We start from the raw sequence: 19,180 nt of genomic DNA, 5'->3' as shown, positions 1-19,180 counted from the left end.
ATTTTAGAATCCTAGACGAATGTCAAAACCGATAGAACGAGTAGAAGGCAATTGACCTGAATCTACCCAAGCACCATTGTTTCTGGAGTTTCTAGTATCACCACTCACTTGAGAAGGATCCAAACCAGGAACATTAGTTTTAATCAACCAAGGATTGTTTGCAACTACTGCAAAAGAGGCAGTTCTTACAAAATTAGTACGCTGAAGAAGTGACTGTGGAAGGCTGTAACCAAATCTGATTTCACGAAGCTTCACATAGCTTGCGTCATAAACCCATGCCTCGTGAAGGCCGAATTGACTCTTCCAATATTCAGAAGTCTCTAGGTAAATGTTGTTTTCAGTACCATCAGCAAGAACTCCATCGAATCTCAATCCACCACCCTCGGCAACTGGATCACGCATTGGAGTACCTCTGTCGTTATTTCCTACAGTCATTTCACCTAGACCTGAGTATGCGTTAAACATATTGGTGATAGAGTTGATTTTACCACCCATTTGCCAATCAATAGTGAAGCTTAATTCAAAACCTTTGTAAGTAACTCTATTGAAAATACCACCTGTAAAATCAGGAAGAACTGTTCCTAGCACTTGGTTTTGTTCAGTCATTGGGTAGCCATCTCCATCAATAAGGATGTTTCCAGCCTCATCTCTTTGGAATTTTTCACCGATGATAGTACCCCACTCTTCTCCTACTTTCGCTCTTGCGGAGATGGAACCCCATCCACCACTCACGCGGTCTCCTAGGAATCCGTTTGAAAGTTGGATTGCATCGATACCAGGATAGATTTCTTCGATTACGTTTCTACTTCTAGCGATGTTGAAGTTTACATCCCAGTTGAAGTTTGCAGTCTTCACAGGAGTACCACCGATTGTCGCATCCCATCCTTTGGTAAAGGTTTTACCAGCATTGATCGTATAAGAAGAAATACCAGTAGTACTTGGTACCTCAGTACTTAAGATCTCGTTAGTGTTGTCATAGTAGTAGTATGAGAAGTCTGTTCTAATTCTACCTTGGAAAAACGCTAATTCAACACCAGCTTCCAAAGCTGCAGTAGTAGCAGCACGAAGATTAGGGTCAATCAATGAGTTAGGATACGTCATGGTAGGATTACCATTATACGGAGTATTCAAAGTGAACGCAGGATCCAACTGATAAGGATCAAGCTCTCCACCTACTTCAGCATAACCAGCACGTAGTTTACCAAAAGATAAAACATTAGTGCTTGGCAACAATTCAGAGAATATGAATGATGCAGAAACCGCAGGATAAGTAAATGCATTACTTGTCTCAGGAAGTACAGAATCATAATCACGACGAATAGATCCATCCACAAAAACGATTTCTTTCCAGCCGAAACTAGCTTGAGCAAAGATAGAGTTAACTTGTCTTTTCTCAATTCTGTTAGATGTGTTTGGTCTATCTACGGATGCACTGATGTTATACAAGTCTGGCACTGACAATCCACCTGCAGTAGAAATCTGATTATTGTCATAAAAATTATTTCTGATGTTACCACCGACTAAAGCAGACACTGAGAAGTTCTCAGTTACTTTATTGTATTGAGCCAAAAACTCATAGTTATCTTCCGTTTGTTGATATTTTCTCTGAGAATAAGAATCTAGATTCAATGTACCAGAGGCTATACGTCCCTCAGAAAAATAAGAACTGAAGTAACGGCTAAGATTAGCAGAAACAGAGAACCCATCTAAAAACTCGTAAGACAAACCAAACTTACCGCTGTAAGTATCTTTAGTGCTTTCAGAGAAGTTAGCATACTGCTCAGTGTAAGGATTATTCCAATACAATGGTCTAGGATTTCTTGCTGAATTGATGTTCCAGCTAGTATATCTACCATCAGGCATTTTATAATACTTTTTAAGCAGGTCCATATCTATCTGTCTTTGGAACCATTGGTTGAAGTTTTGACCGATACTTCCGTCTTGGTAACCTTCAGTTAAGCTACCGAATACATTTGTTCTGTTGTAGTTAGCCAAAGTATTCAACTTCAATCCTTTAGCAAGATCAACAGTTGCATTTAAATTCAAGAAAGTCTTTTCCTGCTTGGTATTAGGTAAAACACCAGAACGATTCACGTTTGATAAGGTACCAGTGATATTGTAACCTTCACCAGCTTTACTTATGGACAAACTGTTCTGTAGAGAAACACCAGTCTCAAAGAAGTTTTTAACGTTGTCAGGATTAGGAGACCAAGGTCTAGTCTGACCATATGTATCAGTACCTGGCGTAAATGCATCCCATTGTGCTACCTGCTGGCCACTCATTCTCGGACCCCAGCTCTCATCCGCATAAAACTCAGGAATCATAGCACCATCTAATCCAGCAAGAGCAGGATCATCAGTAGCAGGGTTAAAATTGAATGTCTGGAACTCCTGAGAGTAACCTCCACCGTATTCATTTTGATACTTAGGCATTACAGAGACATTCTCAAACGTAGTAGTGTTGTTGAAGTCAACGTTCATTCTACCTGATTTCGCCTTTTTCATGGTGATCAAAATCACACCATCACGAGCTCTTGAGCCATAAAGTGCAGAAGCATTCGCACCTTTAAGCACGTTGATAGACTGAACATTGTCCATGTTGATTGTAGAAGGATCTGATGTTGGAATACCATCCACTACATATAGTGGAGAGTTAGATCCAAATCCTCTTACACCACGGATACGGACAGCAGCCTCACCAAATTTAGCACCTGAACCAGAGATTACTTGTACACCAGACACTTTACCTGCCAATGCTTCGTTCAAGTTAGTCTCTCTAGCTACACGTAGGTTATCAGAGGTTACTTCTTGAGTAGCATAACCCAAGGTCTTTTTCTCTCGCTCTACGTTCAAGGCTGTTACTACCACTTCGTTTAGTTGAGTCACATCATCTGTCAACTGCGCGTCAATGGTTGATTGATTTCCAATCGTAATCTCTGTTGAGGTCATGCCTACAAAAGAGAATACCAATACTCCTCCAGTACTTGGTACTGATAGTTGATACTTACCGTCAATGTCGGTAATCGTTCCGTTTTGAGTTCCTTTCACGAGGACACTTACTCCGGGTAAAGTGGTTCCATCCGTCGAAGACGTCACCGTACCGTCAATGGTACGGGTCTGGGCCCAGGCTATACCTGTAAGGACCATCAAGAAAGAAAATAGTAAAATTTTCTTCATAAAGGTTTTGTTTAATTTGGTGTGATTGATGATTAGTTGAAACGTTAATATTTCATAATCGTATAGGGCAAATATATGTAATTTCGTAAACCGTACAAATTTGAACAGAATTCGCAAAGCACCAGTATTTGGAAAAAAGCCTCTTTTTCGATTACAACATTAAGACTATAGACCCACCAACAGATTTTTTCATCTATAAAAATTAAATTCTCTTCAGTTTTTGAATCTTATATCGAAATTTTCGAATTATTCATCTTCACCATTTTTTTCCAGATTCTCACTAAAAAAATTATTTTTTTTCCCGTGCCAAAAATCTAAACCCTCTTCCCTTATTTAACTTTAAGATAACATTCATTAAATAATATATATTATTCATCATATTTTATTATTTTAAGAGTATTAGATTTTAGACCCGTATTATGAAAACTATCTCAAAATCCTGCGCACTTCTTTTCGATGATTTCAGTGCTGAACTAGTTGATCTAACTGACTACGGAAAGAGAGCTAAAAGCGGCAACCTCACGGAATCACAATCGAGAGATCTCTTAAGTCATTTTGAAGCAACTCACGAAATGGCGTTAAATGTGATTACGCAGTATTTCAAGCAAATTGGCAAAGGGCCTTTTACAGGATCTAGGGATTTGACCGTTGAAGCTTTTCATGCGGAGTTAATCGATGATGGAAAAGCTTGGCTGGATATAATCATTGACCGCATCCAATACAACCCCGTGTATGATATTGATACTCAGGAAAAATTTCTGGACAATATCCAAAAACGCTACATCAGATTACTTCAGCGCTTTGAAGATACCATGGGTAAGAAACTGAATGAGTAAAGAAAAGCTTAATGGGAGGGAATTATCTTTTTAAAAAGACAGGTAGTAACTAATCAATGAAATTTGAATCCTATTAATAAGACCTCATCTTGAATTTCTTCTTCAACTCCAATACAGAATTACGGAAAGAAGTATCCGTTTCCATAATATCATTTACGGTTTGCACGGCATGAATCACTGTAGAGTGATCTCTTCCTCCAAAGTGATACCCAATCGATTTTAAAGAATGATTTGTGAATTCCTTGCAAAAATACATCGCTACTTGGCGAGCAGTTACAATTTCTTTTTTTCTGGTTTTAGCCTTCAAATCATCCAGCGCTATTCCATAATATTCAGAAACCGTCTTCTGGATAAAATCTACACCAACTTCAGTTTCTATATCCTTGATGATGTTTTTCATCACCGTTTTGGCAAGTTCTAGGCTGATTTCCACACGATTCAAGGAAGCATGTGCGATCAGAGAAATCAGAATTCCTTCCAATTCACGAACATTTGTATCCACAGTATATGCGAGATATTCCACCACATCGTCAGGAATAATGATTCCTTCAGATTGCATCTTACGACGGATTATAGCAACTCTCGTTTCAAAATCAGGCATCTGCAAATCTGCAGTCAAACCCCATTTAAATCTGGAAAGCAATCGCTCCTCCAATCCTTTCAGATCCCTAGGTGGACAATCTGATGTCATGATGATTTGCTTCTTACTCTGGTGCAGGTGATTGAAAATATGGAAGAACATTTCCTGAGTTCTATCTTTTCCAGCCAAAAACTGGATATCATCAATGATCAACACATCCACTTGCATATAGAAATTGGTAAAGCTTTTCACGTTACCATCTTTGATGGAATCCATGAATTGATTCACAAATTTCTCTGAGGACACATATAGCACAAACTTGTCTTCCGGACCATTTTTGATCTCGTTTCCAATAGCTTGAACCAAGTGGGTTTTCCCCAGTCCTACTCCACCATAAACCATCAGTGGATTGAAGGAAGTAATGCCTGGCTTTGTAGCAACCGCAAAACCAGCAGATCGCGCTAGTCTATTGCAATCACCTTCTATATAAGTGGTAAAAGTGTAAGTCGGATTTAGATTACTATTCGTCAATGCCTCAGCATTCAGCGACTTCATCTCAAAAGGAGTTTTATCAGGCTCTACTGGAGCTGCTGCTTTTTTGGTTCCATTATTTCCCTGGGGAAACGAAACCACATAGGGTTGATTGGAAGAATTCCCCCGATCGACCACTACTGCATATTCGAGTCTTCCGCTTTGCCCCAAAGTTGTTTTGATCGCAATTTTTAATTCCTGAACGTAATTATCCTCAAGCCATTCGTAAAAGAATTGACTTGGTACCTGAATGGTCAGCGAAGTGCCTTCCAGCTTTACAGGATTGATGGGCTTAAACCAAGTTGAAAAGCTCTGCTCATTGACGTGTTGTTCGATAACACGTAAACATTCATTCCAAACGGCGCTAGCTTCTGAACTCATTAGAGAAGATTTCTGAAAAACAATGATCTTGCGGTAGGTGCAAGGGTGTCAAATTTGGAGAAAATTAACTTAAATAAAAAATGGATTTCTTCTTGAAATATTGAGTTTTTGATCAATTAGTATTTTTTCCTCAAAGATTTTTTGGGATCAAAATCCATTTTGGTTTTTGAGAATCATAATGGAGCGACTGAAGGCATATTTTGTTTTCAGTAATTAACTATTCTATGTTTCAAGAGCTTGAAAGAATCATCAAACAAATCAAATTTTTATTGCAATTCAATTACATTCTTGATTTCCCCCTCATTTCCCTAATTTTGATAAAGGCCATTTTGATAGGCTAATGCAGAATAAAAAATGGTTTGAATCAACAGAAATACAGCAATAGCAAAATTTTAAACCCAACTATGACTACTAAGGATTTTTATCCCTTCTCTCCTTCCAGCAAAAATGACTGGGTTGATCAAGTAAAAAAAGATCTAAAAGGAAAGAATTTTGATGAAACACTTACTTCCATTTTATGGGAGAAAATCAGAATTCAGCCATTCTATACAGCCGAAGATTTAACTGAAGATGCTAACCAATACCAATTCCATCCTAGCTCAGAAATCCCAGGTATGTCTCCTAGAATCTGGAATAATTTAGTTTCAGTTTTTCCCGAAAATGAAAAAGAGACAAATGAAGAAATCCTGCATGCACTTCAAAATGGTGCAGATGGATTGGTTGTCTATTTAGATGGAACAGAAAATATAAATGAGCTACTAAAAGCCGTTCGTACAGAGTTTATTTCAACAAACCTCTTGCCCACTGGAGATACGATCCAATTCTTTCATTTAATAAAGGAATGGATTGAGTCTTTGAGTCTGAAGCCAGGAATGTTGCAAGGCGCGATCTTATGGAACCCCTGTGATGAGTTGTTCCGAAGTGGAGAAAATTTTGATTCAGCAATCAGCCAAGCGGCCAAAGCAATCAATGACTTTAAGGATTTCAGAGATTTTTATCCCATGACCATTGACCTTTCTCGCTATGCCAACGCAGGCGCAACTGGAGTCCAGGAACTTACTTATGGCCTGGCGGAAGTAATTGAATTGATAGATACGCTTTCCAAAAAAGCAATTTCACCTACACAGGTCTTTGAAAACCTGACATTTCATACGGCTATTGGCGATTCCCATTTCGCAGAGATCGCCAAAGTCAAGGCTCTACGAAAACTGATCGTTGGGCTAGCTGGCAATTATGGTGTAACTATCCAGATGGAAGACATAAATATCATCACTTCCCCTAGTGGATGGAGTAAGTCACTTTTGGATAAAAACACAAACCTTATCCGCCAAACCTATGAGGCTATGGCTGGGATTTTAGGAGGTGCAAATTCACTTTGGGTGAAACCTGTCGAAGGAAAAAAAGCCAGCATTTTAGAAAAAAGAATTGCGAGAAATGTTTCATCGATTTTAAAGGATGAAAGTTATCTGGATAAAGTAATGGACCCAGCAGCTGGATCATTCTACTTGGAAAAACTTCAAGAGGAATTAGAAAATTCGGTAATCACAGGATTACAGGAATTGGAGAAGAATGGCGGTTGGCTAAAAAGCTTTGAAGACCGTACCCTACATACTGAAATTCGAAATTCCAGAGAAAACACACAAAAGGAAGTTTTATCTGATGCCGCTATAAAAGTTGGTGCCAATAAATACCTCGCTAAGGACAAGCTTGAAAATAATCTAGCTTTTGAGCCTATTAAAGAAAAAGAATTTGAATTGCTCCCTAGCCGAGCAACCTATTTAGTGGAACAAAGAAACCTGAGCAACGCATGAGACCAGACTTAACAAATTGGAAATCTGCAAAAATTCAGAATTCTACATCTGAAAGAAACGCGAACTGGGAGGCTCCAGAACAGATTTTTATACCCGTCGCGTTCGATTCAGAACAAATCTCAAAGCTATCACATAGTAACTTTGCAGCGGGAATTCCGCCTTATTTACGTGGGCCTTACAGCACCATGTACCGTATGCGTCCTTGGACTATACGTCAATACGCGGGATTTTCAACCGCGGAAGAATCAAATGCATTTTATAGAAAGAATCTCGCTGGAGGCCAGAAAGGGCTATCTGTAGCTTTTGACTTAGCTACTCATCGAGGCTATGATTCTGATCATCCACGGGTAGTAGGAGATGTAGGAAAGGCCGGGGTTGCGATAGATTCTGTCGAAGACATGAAACTACTTTTTGATCAAATTCCCCTCGATCAAATGTCAGTTTCCATGACTATGAATGGAGCAGTGATTCCAATCCTCGCTTTTTACATAGTCGCTGCCGAAGAGCAAGGAGTGAAACCTAAGCAGCTAAGCGGAACGATACAGAATGATATTCTCAAAGAATTCATGGTGCGCAATACCTATATCTATCCTCCGCAGCCATCCATGCAGATCATTGCAGACATTTTCAAGTTCACCTCAGAGCACATGCCGAAATTCAATTCTATTTCCATCTCCGGCTATCACATGCAGGAAGCAGGAGCTACTGCGGACATAGAATTGGCGTATACGCTTGCTGATGGATTGGAATATTTGAAAACTGGAGTAAAAGCCGGTTTAGACATCGATGATTTCGCTCCCCGACTTTCCTTTTTCTGGGGAATTGGGATGAATTACTTTATGGAAATCGCCAAGATGCGAGCAGGGCGTTTACTTTGGGCTAAAATCGTAAAGCAGTTTAACCCAAAATTTGACAAATCTTTAGCGCTACGTACCCACTGCCAAACATCAGGCTGGTCACTTACCGAGCAAGACCCTTTCAATAATGTCACCAGAACAGCAGTTGAAGCACTTGCCGCTGTCATGGGTGGCACTCAGTCCCTTCACACGAACTCACTCGATGAAGCCATTGCTTTACCCACTGACTTTTCAGCAAGAATTGCCCGAAACACTCAATTGGTCCTACAGGAAGAAACTGGAATCACCAAAGTGGTCGACCCATGGGGAGGCTCACATTATGTGGAGTTTTTGACAGATCAGTTGGTGCAGCGCGCATGGAAATTGATCGAGGAAGTTGAAGAATTAGGAGGAATGGCTAAAGCAATAGAAGCCGGTCTTCCAAAATTGAGAATAGAAGAAGCAGCTGCTAAAAAGCAGGCGAGAATCGATAGCGGAAGGGATGTAATCGTCGGCGTGAATCGCTACGTGGTGGATGAGGAATCTGAAATTGAAGTTCGTGACGTGGATAATCAGGCTGTGAGGGAATCCCAGTTAGCCCGGCTGAAAACAGTGAAGGCATCTAGAAATCAAAGTGAAGTAGAAGCAAGTCTGGAAAAACTGACTCGGGCTGCGAAATCAGGCGAAGAAAATCTACTAGAATTGGCGATCGATGCTGCTAGAAAAAGAGCTACTTTGGGAGAAATCTCAGATGCGATGGAAGTTGCATTTGGCAGACATCAAGCGCAAACCAAATCAATAACCGGAGTTTATGCAGCAGAAGTGAAAAATCAAGACTCATTTAAAAAAGCGATCGCTTTATCTGACGAATTCGCAGCACTGGAAGGTCGCCGTCCTAGAATTATGGTGGCCAAAATGGGTCAAGACGGACATGATCGGGGTGCCAAAATTATTGCAACTGGTTTTGCAGATATGGGATTTGATGTGGACATCGGTCCACTTTTCCAGACACCCGAAGAAGTAGCTCAGCAGGCAATAGAAAATGATGTGCATATTGTCGGAGCTTCCTCTTTGGCAGCGGGTCATAAAACTTTGGTTCCTCAGTTGATCGATGAGTTGAAAAAACTGGGAAGACCGGATATTATGGTTGTCGCTGGGGGTGTGATTCCTGCAAAGGACTATCCGTTTTTAAAGGAGGCAGGAGTATTTGCTGTTTTCGGGCCTGGAACTGTTCTTTCTGAGGCAGCCATTAAAATCTTGGAGAAATTGATAGAGGAGTGAGATCAGCGATTCTATTTTGAAAACAAACGCATATCAAACTCAAAGGGATCTATTGAAGTGATTTCAACTTCTCTAAATCTTCTATGAGCAGGATTTATCAAAAAATTAAAGTCCCCCTGTACAACTACAGAAGGGACTTTAAAAACCAAGAAGTTATTTTCGGATAAAAATCCGTCTCCAATTTCCTGTGTAGTATGAGAATGTGGTATTGATTTCCAATCAGGAGGTAAATCCGAATTTTCAATAACCTTTATCTCAACTCCATCTGGTATGGTGATCTCAACTATTTCGTAGTCTGTAGGAATGTTCCCTAGTGGCGTATGGACCGCAATTTCAGCGGTACAAAGAGCTCGAGATTGGCTGGTATAAACCACGGCTTTTCCTTTGCTATTCCATCTCCCGCCCGCCAATTCAGCTCCTTTTCCTGATAAATCACTTGAGAACTTACTTTTGCTCAACCGAAAAACTATCATGCCAAGACACCATATTCAATTCTAGTCAGCTCATCTCTCAAGAGATTAATACCAAAGCTACTATCCAAAAAGGATTTTGGCATCAAGTCCCCCAATGCCAAACAAGGTGTCTCAAGCCAAGTCTGAAACTTTGATTTACTTCCGAATACTTCTACTCCCCTTTTTTGAAGCAGAGCAATTTCAATTATCTTTTCTGACTGCAAGGAATCAAATGACTTCTGTTCTTTTTGATAACGCTGCAACGTACGCTCTGATATATGCAGGTACTCTGCCCATTCTTCAGTTGAAAATGCACTTTTGGAGGCGAATTTATCAAAGTCTTCAAAAGTAACACCCTGCCTTACCAGCATTATCACCTCATTTATAAACTTATCATCTGTAGTATTATAAGCTACTTCTGGATCGAAAATAGTAAATTGAGTCATGGTCGATAAGCTATATTAAGTACAACTGTCATAAATTTAACGACATTTGTCGGAAGTTGTTTAAATTCATCAGTTTTTTTCAAAACTATTTCAATATGCCCTTTAGGTATTATACAGCTCTCTTTCTGTCAGTTTTATTTGCGTGTCATTCTCCTGAAAAGGAGGAAGATCCCAAGGAAATACTTGCGGACCAAATGGAAGATCATCTCACAACCGAAGTCCTCGACAAATGGTATCCTCAGGCTTTAGACACAGTTGATGGTGGATTTCTGAGCAATTTCTCTTACGACTTCAACCCAGAGGAAAAGCAGGAGAAAATGATCGTTACCCAGTCTCGCCACGTCTGGACCAATGCTAAAGCTTCAAAAAAGTATCCTGAAATTGAATACTACAAAAGAGGAGCAAAACACGGATTTGAATTTCTAAGGGATAAAATGTGGGATTATGAATATGGTGGATTTCATTGGCTGGTGGACAAACAAGGAAATCAGATCGGCAATCCAATGAAAACGGCTTATGGGAATGCTTTTGGGATTTTTGCACTTGCAGCCTATTACGAGGCATCGGGAGATAAATCTGCTTTAGACTTCGCAAAGGAAGCCTTTTTTTGGCTAGACAAACATGCACATGACTCTATAAATGGAGGATATTATCAGCATTTAGCCCCAGATGGCACTCCTATTTCCCGACCAGAATCTACTCCTTCCACTTCAGACCTGGGTTATAAAGATCAAAATAGCTCCATCCATTTATTTGAAGCATTTACTGAACTGTATCAAGTTTGGCCTGAACCATTGGTTAAAGATCGATTAGAGGAAATGTTGCTGCTCATCCGGGACCAAATTGTTACAGAGAAAGGCAACTTGACACTTTTTCTCTATCCCGATTGGAGCCCAGTAACCTTTGTAGACTCTACCGAAGAAGTGATATTGGCCCACCATAATCTTGATCATGTTTCCTTTGGTCACGATGTGGAAACAGGTTTTTTGATGATAGAGGCATCTGAGGTTTTAGGATGGGAAAATGACACAACTACTCATAGAATCGCCAAGAAAATGATTGATCATGCGCTGGAAAATGGTTGGGATAAAAGCGTAGGTGGTTTTTATGACGAAGGCTATTATTTCAAAGACGGCTATCGTGTGACTCATGATACCAAAAACTGGTGGGCCCAAGCCGAGGGGATGAATGCACTTTTATTGATGGCTGAGCTTTACCCAAATGACCCGCACGACTATTACGGGAAGTTTCTAAAACTCTGGGACTACACAAATGCTTATTTAATTGATCATGAAAATGGTGATTGGTATTCCGGAGGGTTGGATAAGCAGCCTGAGTTAAAAACTGTAGGAAAAGGAAATATTTGGAAAGGGATTTACCATCATTACAGATCATTAGATCACTGTACAGATCGATTGAGAGAAATGAGTGAACGATCCGAGTAGATAGAAAGAATTCAAAAGCCAATTAACTTTTCTAGATCATACCAAGTCGAGAACAATATTTGTAAATAAAAGGCTTTCCATTTGCTCAGGCTGGTATTTCCAACTTCCGTACAGTTTAGGAAATCAAACTTCTGTTACGCTAATAACCCAAAATGAAGAAAATCACTTTTGTATATGATCCGGAAATATCAAGCGAAAAACTCGATGAGTTGCTCGAAATGATGGATCCCAAACCTGATAAAAAACTTTCTTTGGATCAAGTGTCTATAGAAAACCTGGGCCAAAATGAATGGTTTGCCTGTTCGCTTTCAGATATTCAACTTCACCAACTACTCGATCAAGCAAAAGATAAAGAGATAAATGTAGCGCTCCTTCCCCACCCTGAGATGATTCAGGCTAAAAAAGGATTTGGAATTAATACTAATTTTAAAACTGCCTGGCAGGAAATTCAGGAAGCTGAAGAAATTCCTGAAATTGATTTGATGCAGGTAAATGAGGAGCTGGCATTTAATTCTTTAGTGGTCGGCACATCACTAGGCATTCTTTACTCCAATGGAGCAGCCAATTTCTTCGATGGTGTCAAGACAAGGTTCTCTCAACTACTTAACCTTTTTCGAAGAGTAAAACTCAAACCTTATACCATCACTTATAAAAATGGAGAGGAAGAAAGTAAAATTGACATAGCAGCAATGGGAGTTTTAGCTGTAGCCCATTGTGAAAGCAACTTGATTTTTCGTCGTGTAATTGAACAATCCGGTTTGGACGATGGTAGAATCCACCTGTTGATATTGGCACCGAAAAGCCTTTTCTCCTTAATTCAATTTGGATTGCAGAATCTTTTTTTCCCTATCAAAGGAGGAACGCTGCCAAGATTTGTAGGCTATATTTCCACCAGTGAAGCATGCATCACGTCAACTGAGACGATAAAGTTCGCCGTGGATGGAAAGGAAAAGGAGGAACAAGAAATAAAGATTTCCTTGACTGAAGAAAGGGTTAAAATTCTTCCGGGTGCAAGTATACAGGAAAAGGAAACTACAGAAGGCCCAAGATCCATCAATGTGTCAAGGCTTCCAACAGGACGATTAAAGGAAGAATTACTCCACTCTTATTTACCCTGGGTTCGCCATGCCACGGCTGAGGAATTCAAAGATCTTTTTACGCTCTTAAGGACAAATTCTCAGACTTCGTCCACCTACTTAGTGCTGATGGCACTCTCTACAATGATCGCTTCTTTTGGACTTTTTGGCGATTCCGCCCCTGTGGTAATTGGTGCAATGATTTTGGCTCCACTCATGGGACCAATTATTTCCTTGGCCATGGGTATGCTTCGTCAAGATGGTTTATTGATCAAAAACAGCTTGATTACCATATTCTGGGGCTCAATAGTAGGCCTATTCTTTTCAATTATGATTTCTCTGATCACTCCTCTGGAAGTATTAAATGATCAAATTCTTGCCAGGATTCGACCTAATCTTCTTGATCTAGGTATTGCAATAGCATCTGGAATAGCAGGAGCATATGCTTACTCCAAGGAGGAAATATCTAAAACGCTCGCAGGAGTGGCAATTTCAGTTGCACTGGTTCCCCCGCTGGCTGTGGCTGGAATTGGAATTGGATGGATGGATAAGGAAGTCTTTGGTGGAGCCATGCTTTTGCTGGGCACTAACCTAGCTGGCATCACCATGGCGGCAGCATTGACATTTCTGCTACTTGGATTTAGTCCTTTCAGGTTGGCAAAAAGAGGTCTATTGATAAGTCTGGGGATCTTGGCAGCAATAGCCTTACCGCTAGGACTGAGCTTTAATAAAATGGTAAATGAAACCTCGATCATCCAAGATCTGAGTGGTAAGGAAATCCCACATGGATTGCTTCGTGAGGTAAAAGTTGTACAGATGGAACCTTTGAAGCTTTCCGTAACCATTCTTTCAGAAAACGCATTGGACGCAAATGATTTCAAAGAGATCAAAGCTGAAATTGAAGAAAAAATCGGAAGAACGGCATCAATTGAATTGACACTTGGAGTACAATTGGGTGAGCCTATTACTAAGGCGAAGGAGTAACAGGAATCAGGTCGCAATACCAAAATCCGTATTTAGCAGGATCTTCTTTATCCTTGGAAAAGCACTGGTCCGAATTATCTTCGGTCTTTGGAGCTTCGTATTTTCTTAGCACCTTTTCTCCGACTTCAAATGTTATTGACTCACTGAAAATTGGCCCATCATAAACGAAAGTATGGAATTCACCATTTTCACCGCAGGGATCCACATCAGAAGGAAGGTCTTTTAAAAAGTCCTCATCGATCACTCGCCCGACAAAACTTTTATCCAAAAACTTCTCGTTGACACAGGTAGTGATGGTTTTGAAACCCAAATCCAAAAACTCGCGGATTAAGTTCTTTGTAGGCTGTTTCCAAAGAGGAAAAATTCCCTTCAAATCTAACTCAGCAAGTTTAGTCTCACGGTAAGTTCTCAAATCTTCCAGAAAGATATCTCCAAAAATTGAGGCAGTAATACCTTCCCTTTTCAACTCAGAAAGCGTTTCTCTCATCGTCTTTTCATAAACTTCCATTGACGGCATATCTGGAATCTCCATCTTCACTAAGGGAATCCCTATGTTTTTTGCCTGCATTTCAAGCAATTCAGATCGAACACCATGCATTGAGATTCGCTGATATTTTTGACTGATACTGGTTAGCAAACATGCAATTTCAAACTCCTGTGACTGCTGTAATTTGTATAAAGCAAGTGAAGAGTCTTTGCCCCCACTCCAATTGAAAAGTGCTTTCTCTTTGATCAAAATTTTAAAGTTTGCTTTATCAAAAGTAAATCCATTTGGGGACAACCGCAGCTTTCAAACAAAAAAACGGATATAAATTACTTTATACCCGTTTTCGATTTGACTGATAGTTATTCTTTATTCTACTTTCCTCAATTCTTTTCTCGGAATCATTTCATCTTTTTGAGCTGTATTATACACAAATGAAGCAATAACTACTGCCATTTGCTTTAAATCATCCAATTCCAATCTCTCAAATGTATCCATATTCGTATGGTGAGTACGGGTACGGTATTCTATTGGATCTTGGATAAACTGAAAACCTGGAAGGCTCAACGCATCAAAACTCTGGTGATCTGTGCCACCTGTATTACTGATCGTGATCGTTCGATCCTCTACGATATCATCCAAAGGCAAAAACCACTCATTGAAAATCGGCTCTGCAGCAGCATTTCCCTGTAGGTAAATCCCTCGAACTCTACCTGTCCCGTTGTCAATATTGTAATAAGCAGAAAGTTTCTCATGTTCTGGCTTCAACTCCATAGTTTGTGGATCGCCAAAATGTTTTGCCACATATCCTCTAGAACCATGTAAACCTTGCTCTTCACCTCCCCAAAGGGCAATACGCACTGTTCGCTTTGGCTGAAGACCTGTAGCTTTCAAAATCCTTACAGCCTCCATCATTACGATACATCCTGCAGCATTATCAGTCGCTCCGTTGGCTCCATGCCAAGAATCCAAGTGTCCACCAAGCATCACCACTTCTGACTTCAATGAAGGATCAGAACCTGGAATTTCTGCTATTACATTATACCCCTGAAGATCTTCTGTTCTAAAACGAGTTTTCACCTCTGCTTCTATCTCCACTTCTACCCCATTTTCACTCAATCGAGCCATCAAATTCACATTCTCAGGAGCAGTTTCCAATTCAGGAACACCTTCTGGAGTATCTTTTAGGTAACCTCTAGGGCTGCTGGTGAAAAGCGTACCGTGACGACCATTTACTCCTTTGATAATTAAAGAAACCTCCTCTTCCGCCATAAACTCCGTTACTCTTTGTTGCAAAGCTCTTGCTGCTCTGAATTCAGCAATCATTTCTGGAGTGTAGCTATTATTCCCGCCGCCTCGAGGAGCTGGATGTTCCATACCGTGTAATTGCTCTACGGTAAATCGAACTGCATCTGGTTCAAATGTAGGCTCTTGTGTCCCTGTTGGCTTAATAGCTACGATAGCACCTTTAAGTTTGCCTTTGTATTTGGCGAAGTCTTCTTCAGTTTTGATGTCGAGAAAATAAACCTTGCCACTTACTTCACCTTTGGTACTTTCTGTCCAAGCTTTTGGAATTGCAATAAAAGGCATATAATAAGGCTTAGTCATCGCCACATAGCTCTTTTCCATTTCCCAGCCTCGACCAAATTCTCCCCAAGGTTCGGCGTTGGCATTTTGTAAACCCCAGTCTGAAAGCTGCTGGATAGCGTAATCCACAGCCCGCTCGTAACCTTCGGAATTACTCAACCTCGGGCCAGCCTTGTCCACTAACTGAAATGCGATTTCCTCTACTTTTGAATTTTCTAAGCCTTCTTTTTTGATTTTTTCAATTGCCGCAAGGTCAACTTCCTGAGCAAAACTCATTCCGGCTAAAAGCAAGGCCGGCAGGATTAATAATTTTCTCATCATATTATTAGGGTTTGGTAATGGTGCTATTTGAATAAATTTTTGTCTAAAAATAAATTTCAGGGTGAAATTAAGCCAAAATATAGGATCACAATAGCTATTCATGTAAAAGTAGGTCACTCCTATAATAGGATGCAAATCAGTCACCTGCAGGCAGCATGTTTCGAATTGCGAAGATTTTCCATTGTTCCGTTTCTGTCACCACTGCGAAGGTGCTCCACATCTTTCGGATGGTTCCGTCAGCATTTTTGATTTCATAGCGTGCATCGACGATGGCCGCATCAGGGTTGAGAAATCGGATAGATTCCACCTTTAGTGTTCGGTCTCCAGGATTTTCAGCAGAACTTTCCATCATTCCTTTCACAGCCTCGACGATTCCCTTTCGCCAAACTCCAGAGGAAACCAACTGATCCACATCTTCAACCAATATTTCCTTGAGCAGAACTGTATCCCTTGTCTCCCTAGCTTTGGAATAAGAACTGATCAGGTCGATGATCTCTTGGGATTCGCTTTTTGTATTTATAGGGTTTTGGCAAAAGACTGAAGAGCTGATTAGGAGAAAGAAAAGAAAGACTAGGGTTTTCATAAGACTATTGACTATTTACGTAACATCAAATTAATCAATCAATTATATAAAACATAAGTAATTAATTAAAGTGCAAATATGCTGACAAAACTATCATACTCTTCTCCCGCGGGGTAAAAATAAATGGGGACGATGAGCTTAATAGAACCATCTATTTCATCTGACTCTTGGTAGAAATTTAATTTCCATGTTGATTGATAAAGCTGTTCAATTATTTCACCGTCTAAGTCCTCACCAAAGCCTTTAATCATTTTCACATGAGAAGGATTAGAATGATCCGCTAGCTCCACTTCGAAAAGGGCGAATTTCTCTTTTATACGAATTCCATTTTTGCTTTCCAAAAACAGAGTGAAACTTGGTGATATGTAAGCGCTATAATGTGCTTTAAATGAATTATCATAGCTACTTAAGGCTCTAATAACTTCAAGATCCCTCTGATTACTACTAAAATTGTCCTTGAAATTTATTTTATAATCACACATGCCAAAGACATACCCTCCATCTTCTTTTGTGTGAGCGCTAACTAATAAGTCAGATCCTTCAGGGAAAAACACAGCACAAGAGGTACCAATATTATCATCGCTTCTTCCATAGACATAGATGAAATTTAGTTTCGGTCCTTTAAAATGTTCGATAACTTCCACATCTGCCCTGTAAATTTGTTCTTCTCCTTTGTTGGGATAAACTTTTAAAATCTTAATCCTTCCCACAAAATCTGCCCCGATAAAGCTAGTATTAGGAGCTGAAAATGAACAATCACAGGCAATTGCGCTACTGCCTAAAATCAGAATGATTAATGTGAGTAGAAATTTCATATCCCTCTAAAATAGCAAAAGCTACTCAGCACTTAATAGCATTAAGTATTTTTAAGACATCCCTTCTCGCTTTAACAAGTCCAACTTCTGGAGAAGCAGGGCAACTCTAACCTCTGCGTAACCTTTGCGTCCTCAGCGGTAAAAACACCAAAAGCCACCCATTCCTGAGTGGCTTTAAGAATATTTAAAACTGTAATCGCTTACTGATCTTCTCCTCTTAGTTTGAGTACAGAACCTTCCAATACATCTCCAATACGGATTTGGCAAGCCAAACGGGATGTTGGAAAGTACTCTGGAAGGTTTTCCAACTGATCTAATTCAGGATCCGTGGCCTGACCCAATTCATCCTTGCCTTCCAACACTTCGATGTGGCAAGTTCCGCATAAGGCCATACCTCCACAGGTAGCCAAAATAGGATATTCGTATGCTTTGAGGATTTCCATCAGGTTGAAGCCCATATCATCTGGCGCTTCGCATTCTTGACGATTCCCTTCTTGATCTTCTACAGTGAAATTAACCATGCTGCAAAAATAGTATTAAAATGAATTTACACCATTAACGGTTGTGTATTTGAAGCTCAACTTCTGATCTGGATACACATATTTGAAAGCAGAATGCATCATGATCGCCGCTTCGTGGAATCCACAAAGAATCAATTTCAGCTTTCCAGGATAAGTATTGATATCACCTATCGCGTAGATTCGGTCAACTCCAGTAGAGTAATCTCGCGTATCTACCTCAATCGCATTTTTATCTATGCTCAATCCCCAGTCGGCAATAGGGCCAAGCTTTGGACTCAAACCAAATAATGGAATTAAATAATCAGTCTCTATCTTGATTTCAGCTTTGCTCTTATCTACAAAAGTGACAGATTCCAACGTGCCGTTTCCTGACACTTCTTTCAAATTAGAAGAAAGAATCAAATCAATTTTACCATTATTCGCTAGGTCAAATACCTTAGCAGCAGAATCAGGTGCTCCACGGAAAGTCTCATTTCTGTGAACCAAGGTTACTCTTTTAGCAACTTTAGAAAGGAATATAGTCCAGTCCAAAGCAGAATCTCCACCACCGGCAAGAATCACATTTTTATCGCGGAAAGTTTCAGGATTTTTCACCATGTAAGTAATTCCTTTTCCTTCGAAAAGCTCCAAGTTCTCTACTACTGGCTTTCTAGGCTCAAAGCAACCCAAACCACCTGCAATCACAATCACCTGTGCATGAACTTTTGTTTTGTCGCTAGTCGTCACGATAAACGATCCATCTTCCTGCTTATCCAAATGGTCTACTCGCTCACCTAAGGTAAACGTCGGAGAAAAAGGCTTTGCCTGCTCCATCAGATTGTCCACCAAATCCTGCGCATTCACTTCCGGATAGCCCGGAATATCATAAATAGGCTTTTGCGGATAAATCTCCGAAAGCTGACCACCCACCTGAGGCAGGGCATCAATAAGATGACAACGCATTTTCAGCAAACCAGCTTCGAATACTGCAAAAAGGCCTACTGGGCCGGCTCCGATAATACAAAGGTCTGTATGGATCATGATGTATGAAATT

15 protein-coding genes are annotated in these 19,180 nt (G+C 40.1%); 5 read left to right on the top strand and 10 right to left on the bottom strand.

From position 1 onward, the window contains the following. Nucleotides 1–3 precede the first annotated feature (3 nt). The gene (locus AACZ87_RS08675; RefSeq protein ID WP_339866462.1) at nt 4–3,177 is read right to left on the bottom strand and encodes a SusC/RagA family TonB-linked outer membrane protein; all 3,174 of its coding nucleotides are present in this window, start codon (nt 3,175–3,177) and stop codon (nt 4–6) included. 419 nt (nt 3,178–3,596) lie between these two features. Between AACZ87_RS08675 and AACZ87_RS08670 the strand changes: the two genes are divergently transcribed. Then, on the top strand, nt 3,597–4,013 hold the full coding sequence (locus tag AACZ87_RS08670; protein ID WP_339866460.1) for a nucleotidyltransferase substrate binding protein: 417 nt from the start codon (nt 3,597–3,599) through the stop codon (nt 4,011–4,013). A 73-nt stretch (nt 4,014–4,086) separates the two neighbouring features. Here the strand turns inward: AACZ87_RS08670 and dnaA are convergent, their stop codons facing one another. Further along, nucleotides 4,087–5,505, bottom strand: coding sequence for a chromosomal replication initiator protein DnaA (gene dnaA / locus AACZ87_RS08665; protein WP_339866459.1), 1,419 nt, complete (start codon nt 5,503–5,505; stop codon nt 4,087–4,089). Nucleotides 5,506–5,909: 404 nt separating this feature from the next. Here dnaA and AACZ87_RS08660 point away from each other — a divergent pair, with 404 nt between their 5' ends. Next, on the top strand, nt 5,910–7,316 hold the full coding sequence (locus AACZ87_RS08660; protein ID WP_339866458.1) for a methylmalonyl-CoA mutase family protein: 1,407 nt from the start codon (nt 5,910–5,912) through the stop codon (nt 7,314–7,316). Continuing rightward, nucleotides 7,313–9,433: a methylmalonyl-CoA mutase gene (gene scpA / locus AACZ87_RS08655; protein WP_339866457.1), complete on the top strand. Its 2,121-nt coding sequence runs from the start codon at nt 7,313–7,315 to the stop codon at nt 9,431–9,433. Before AACZ87_RS08660 ends, scpA begins: the two co-directional genes overlap by 4 nt. An 11-nt stretch (nt 9,434–9,444) precedes the next feature. Here the strand turns inward: scpA and AACZ87_RS08650 are convergent, their stop codons facing one another. Beyond that, nucleotides 9,445–9,906, bottom strand: coding sequence for an RES family NAD+ phosphorylase (locus AACZ87_RS08650; protein ID WP_339866456.1), 462 nt, complete (start codon nt 9,904–9,906; stop codon nt 9,445–9,447). Then, nucleotides 9,903–10,331 (bottom strand): antitoxin Xre-like helix-turn-helix domain-containing protein, encoded by a 429-nt coding sequence (locus AACZ87_RS08645; RefSeq protein WP_339866455.1) that lies wholly within the window; start codon nt 10,329–10,331, stop codon nt 9,903–9,905. Before AACZ87_RS08645 ends, AACZ87_RS08650 begins: the two co-directional genes overlap by 4 nt. Nucleotides 10,332–10,426: 95 nt before the next feature. Between AACZ87_RS08645 and AACZ87_RS08640 the strand changes: the two genes are divergently transcribed. Beyond that, nucleotides 10,427–11,776 (top strand): AGE family epimerase/isomerase, encoded by a 1,350-nt coding sequence (locus AACZ87_RS08640; protein WP_339866454.1) that lies wholly within the window; start codon nt 10,427–10,429, stop codon nt 11,774–11,776. Between the two features lie 152 nt (nt 11,777–11,928). Beyond that, the gene (locus tag AACZ87_RS08635; protein WP_339866452.1) at nt 11,929–13,836 is read left to right on the top strand and encodes a TIGR00341 family protein; all 1,908 of its coding nucleotides are present in this window, start codon (nt 11,929–11,931) and stop codon (nt 13,834–13,836) included. Here AACZ87_RS08635 and AACZ87_RS08630 read toward each other — a convergent pair. The 6 genes from AACZ87_RS08630 to AACZ87_RS08605 all read right to left on the bottom strand — a co-directional run bounded on the left by AACZ87_RS08630 (nt 13,820) and on the right by AACZ87_RS08605 (nt 19,167). Further along, nucleotides 13,820–14,572 carry a diphthine--ammonia ligase gene (locus tag AACZ87_RS08630; RefSeq protein WP_339866450.1) on the bottom strand — a complete coding sequence of 251 codons (753 nt, stop codon included), beginning with the start codon at nt 14,570–14,572 and terminating at the stop codon, nt 13,820–13,822. The two genes, AACZ87_RS08635 and AACZ87_RS08630, sit on opposite strands and share 17 nt — an antisense overlap. A gap of 117 nt (nt 14,573–14,689) precedes the next feature. Further along, nucleotides 14,690–16,228, bottom strand: coding sequence for a M20/M25/M40 family metallo-hydrolase (locus AACZ87_RS08625; protein WP_339866449.1), 1,539 nt, complete (start codon nt 16,226–16,228; stop codon nt 14,690–14,692). Between the two features lie 136 nt (nt 16,229–16,364). After that, the gene (locus AACZ87_RS08620; RefSeq protein WP_339866447.1) at nt 16,365–16,811 is read right to left on the bottom strand and encodes an SgcJ/EcaC family oxidoreductase; all 447 of its coding nucleotides are present in this window, start codon (nt 16,809–16,811) and stop codon (nt 16,365–16,367) included. A gap of 65 nt (nt 16,812–16,876) precedes the next feature. Then, nucleotides 16,877–17,626 carry a hypothetical protein gene (locus AACZ87_RS08615; RefSeq protein WP_339866446.1) on the bottom strand — a complete coding sequence of 250 codons (750 nt, stop codon included), beginning with the start codon at nt 17,624–17,626 and terminating at the stop codon, nt 16,877–16,879. Nucleotides 17,627–17,826: 200 nt separating this feature from the next. After that, on the bottom strand, nt 17,827–18,147 hold the full coding sequence (locus AACZ87_RS08610) for a 2Fe-2S iron-sulfur cluster-binding protein (protein ID WP_283411734.1): 321 nt from the start codon (nt 18,145–18,147) through the stop codon (nt 17,827–17,829). A 15-nt stretch (nt 18,148–18,162) separates the two neighbouring features. Next, nucleotides 18,163–19,167 carry an NAD(P)/FAD-dependent oxidoreductase gene (locus AACZ87_RS08605; protein ID WP_283411735.1) on the bottom strand — a complete coding sequence of 335 codons (1,005 nt, stop codon included), beginning with the start codon at nt 19,165–19,167 and terminating at the stop codon, nt 18,163–18,165. Nucleotides 19,168–19,180 lie beyond the last annotated feature (13 nt).

The sequence above is a fragment of the uncultured Algoriphagus sp. genome, assembly GCF_963974365.1.
GTDB lineage: Bacteria > Bacteroidota > Bacteroidia > Cytophagales > Cyclobacteriaceae > Algoriphagus.
The sequence above is the reverse complement of the archived record's forward strand: the minus strand, read 5'-3'. Positions and strand labels throughout refer to the sequence as shown.

Coding starts and splice junctions, on each gene's coding strand:
- AACZ87_RS08675 (WP_339866462.1), bottom strand. CDS start 3,177: ATGAAGAAAATTTTACTATTTTCTTTCTTGATGGTCCTTACAGGTATA.
- AACZ87_RS08670 (WP_339866460.1), top strand. CDS start 3,597: ATGAAAACTATCTCAAAATCCTGCGCACTTCTTTTCGATGATTTCAGT.
- dnaA (WP_339866459.1), bottom strand. CDS start 5,505: ATGAGTTCAGAAGCTAGCGCCGTTTGGAATGAATGTTTACGTGTTATC.
- AACZ87_RS08660 (WP_339866458.1), top strand. CDS start 5,910: ATGACTACTAAGGATTTTTATCCCTTCTCTCCTTCCAGCAAAAATGAC.
- scpA (WP_339866457.1), top strand. CDS start 7,313: ATGAGACCAGACTTAACAAATTGGAAATCTGCAAAAATTCAGAATTCT.
- AACZ87_RS08650 (WP_339866456.1), bottom strand. CDS start 9,906: ATGATAGTTTTTCGGTTGAGCAAAAGTAAGTTCTCAAGTGATTTATCA.
- AACZ87_RS08645 (WP_339866455.1), bottom strand. CDS start 10,331: ATGACTCAATTTACTATTTTCGATCCAGAAGTAGCTTATAATACTACA.
- AACZ87_RS08640 (WP_339866454.1), top strand. CDS start 10,427: ATGCCCTTTAGGTATTATACAGCTCTCTTTCTGTCAGTTTTATTTGCG.
- AACZ87_RS08635 (WP_339866452.1), top strand. CDS start 11,929: ATGAAGAAAATCACTTTTGTATATGATCCGGAAATATCAAGCGAAAAA.
- AACZ87_RS08625 (WP_339866449.1), bottom strand. CDS start 16,228: ATGATGAGAAAATTATTAATCCTGCCGGCCTTGCTTTTAGCCGGAATG.
- AACZ87_RS08620 (WP_339866447.1), bottom strand. CDS start 16,811: ATGAAAACCCTAGTCTTTCTTTTCTTTCTCCTAATCAGCTCTTCAGTC.
- AACZ87_RS08615 (WP_339866446.1), bottom strand. CDS start 17,626: ATGAAATTTCTACTCACATTAATCATTCTGATTTTAGGCAGTAGCGCA.
- AACZ87_RS08610 (WP_283411734.1), bottom strand. CDS start 18,147: ATGGTTAATTTCACTGTAGAAGATCAAGAAGGGAATCGTCAAGAATGC.
- AACZ87_RS08605 (WP_283411735.1), bottom strand. CDS start 19,167: ATGATCCATACAGACCTTTGTATTATCGGAGCCGGCCCAGTAGGCCTT.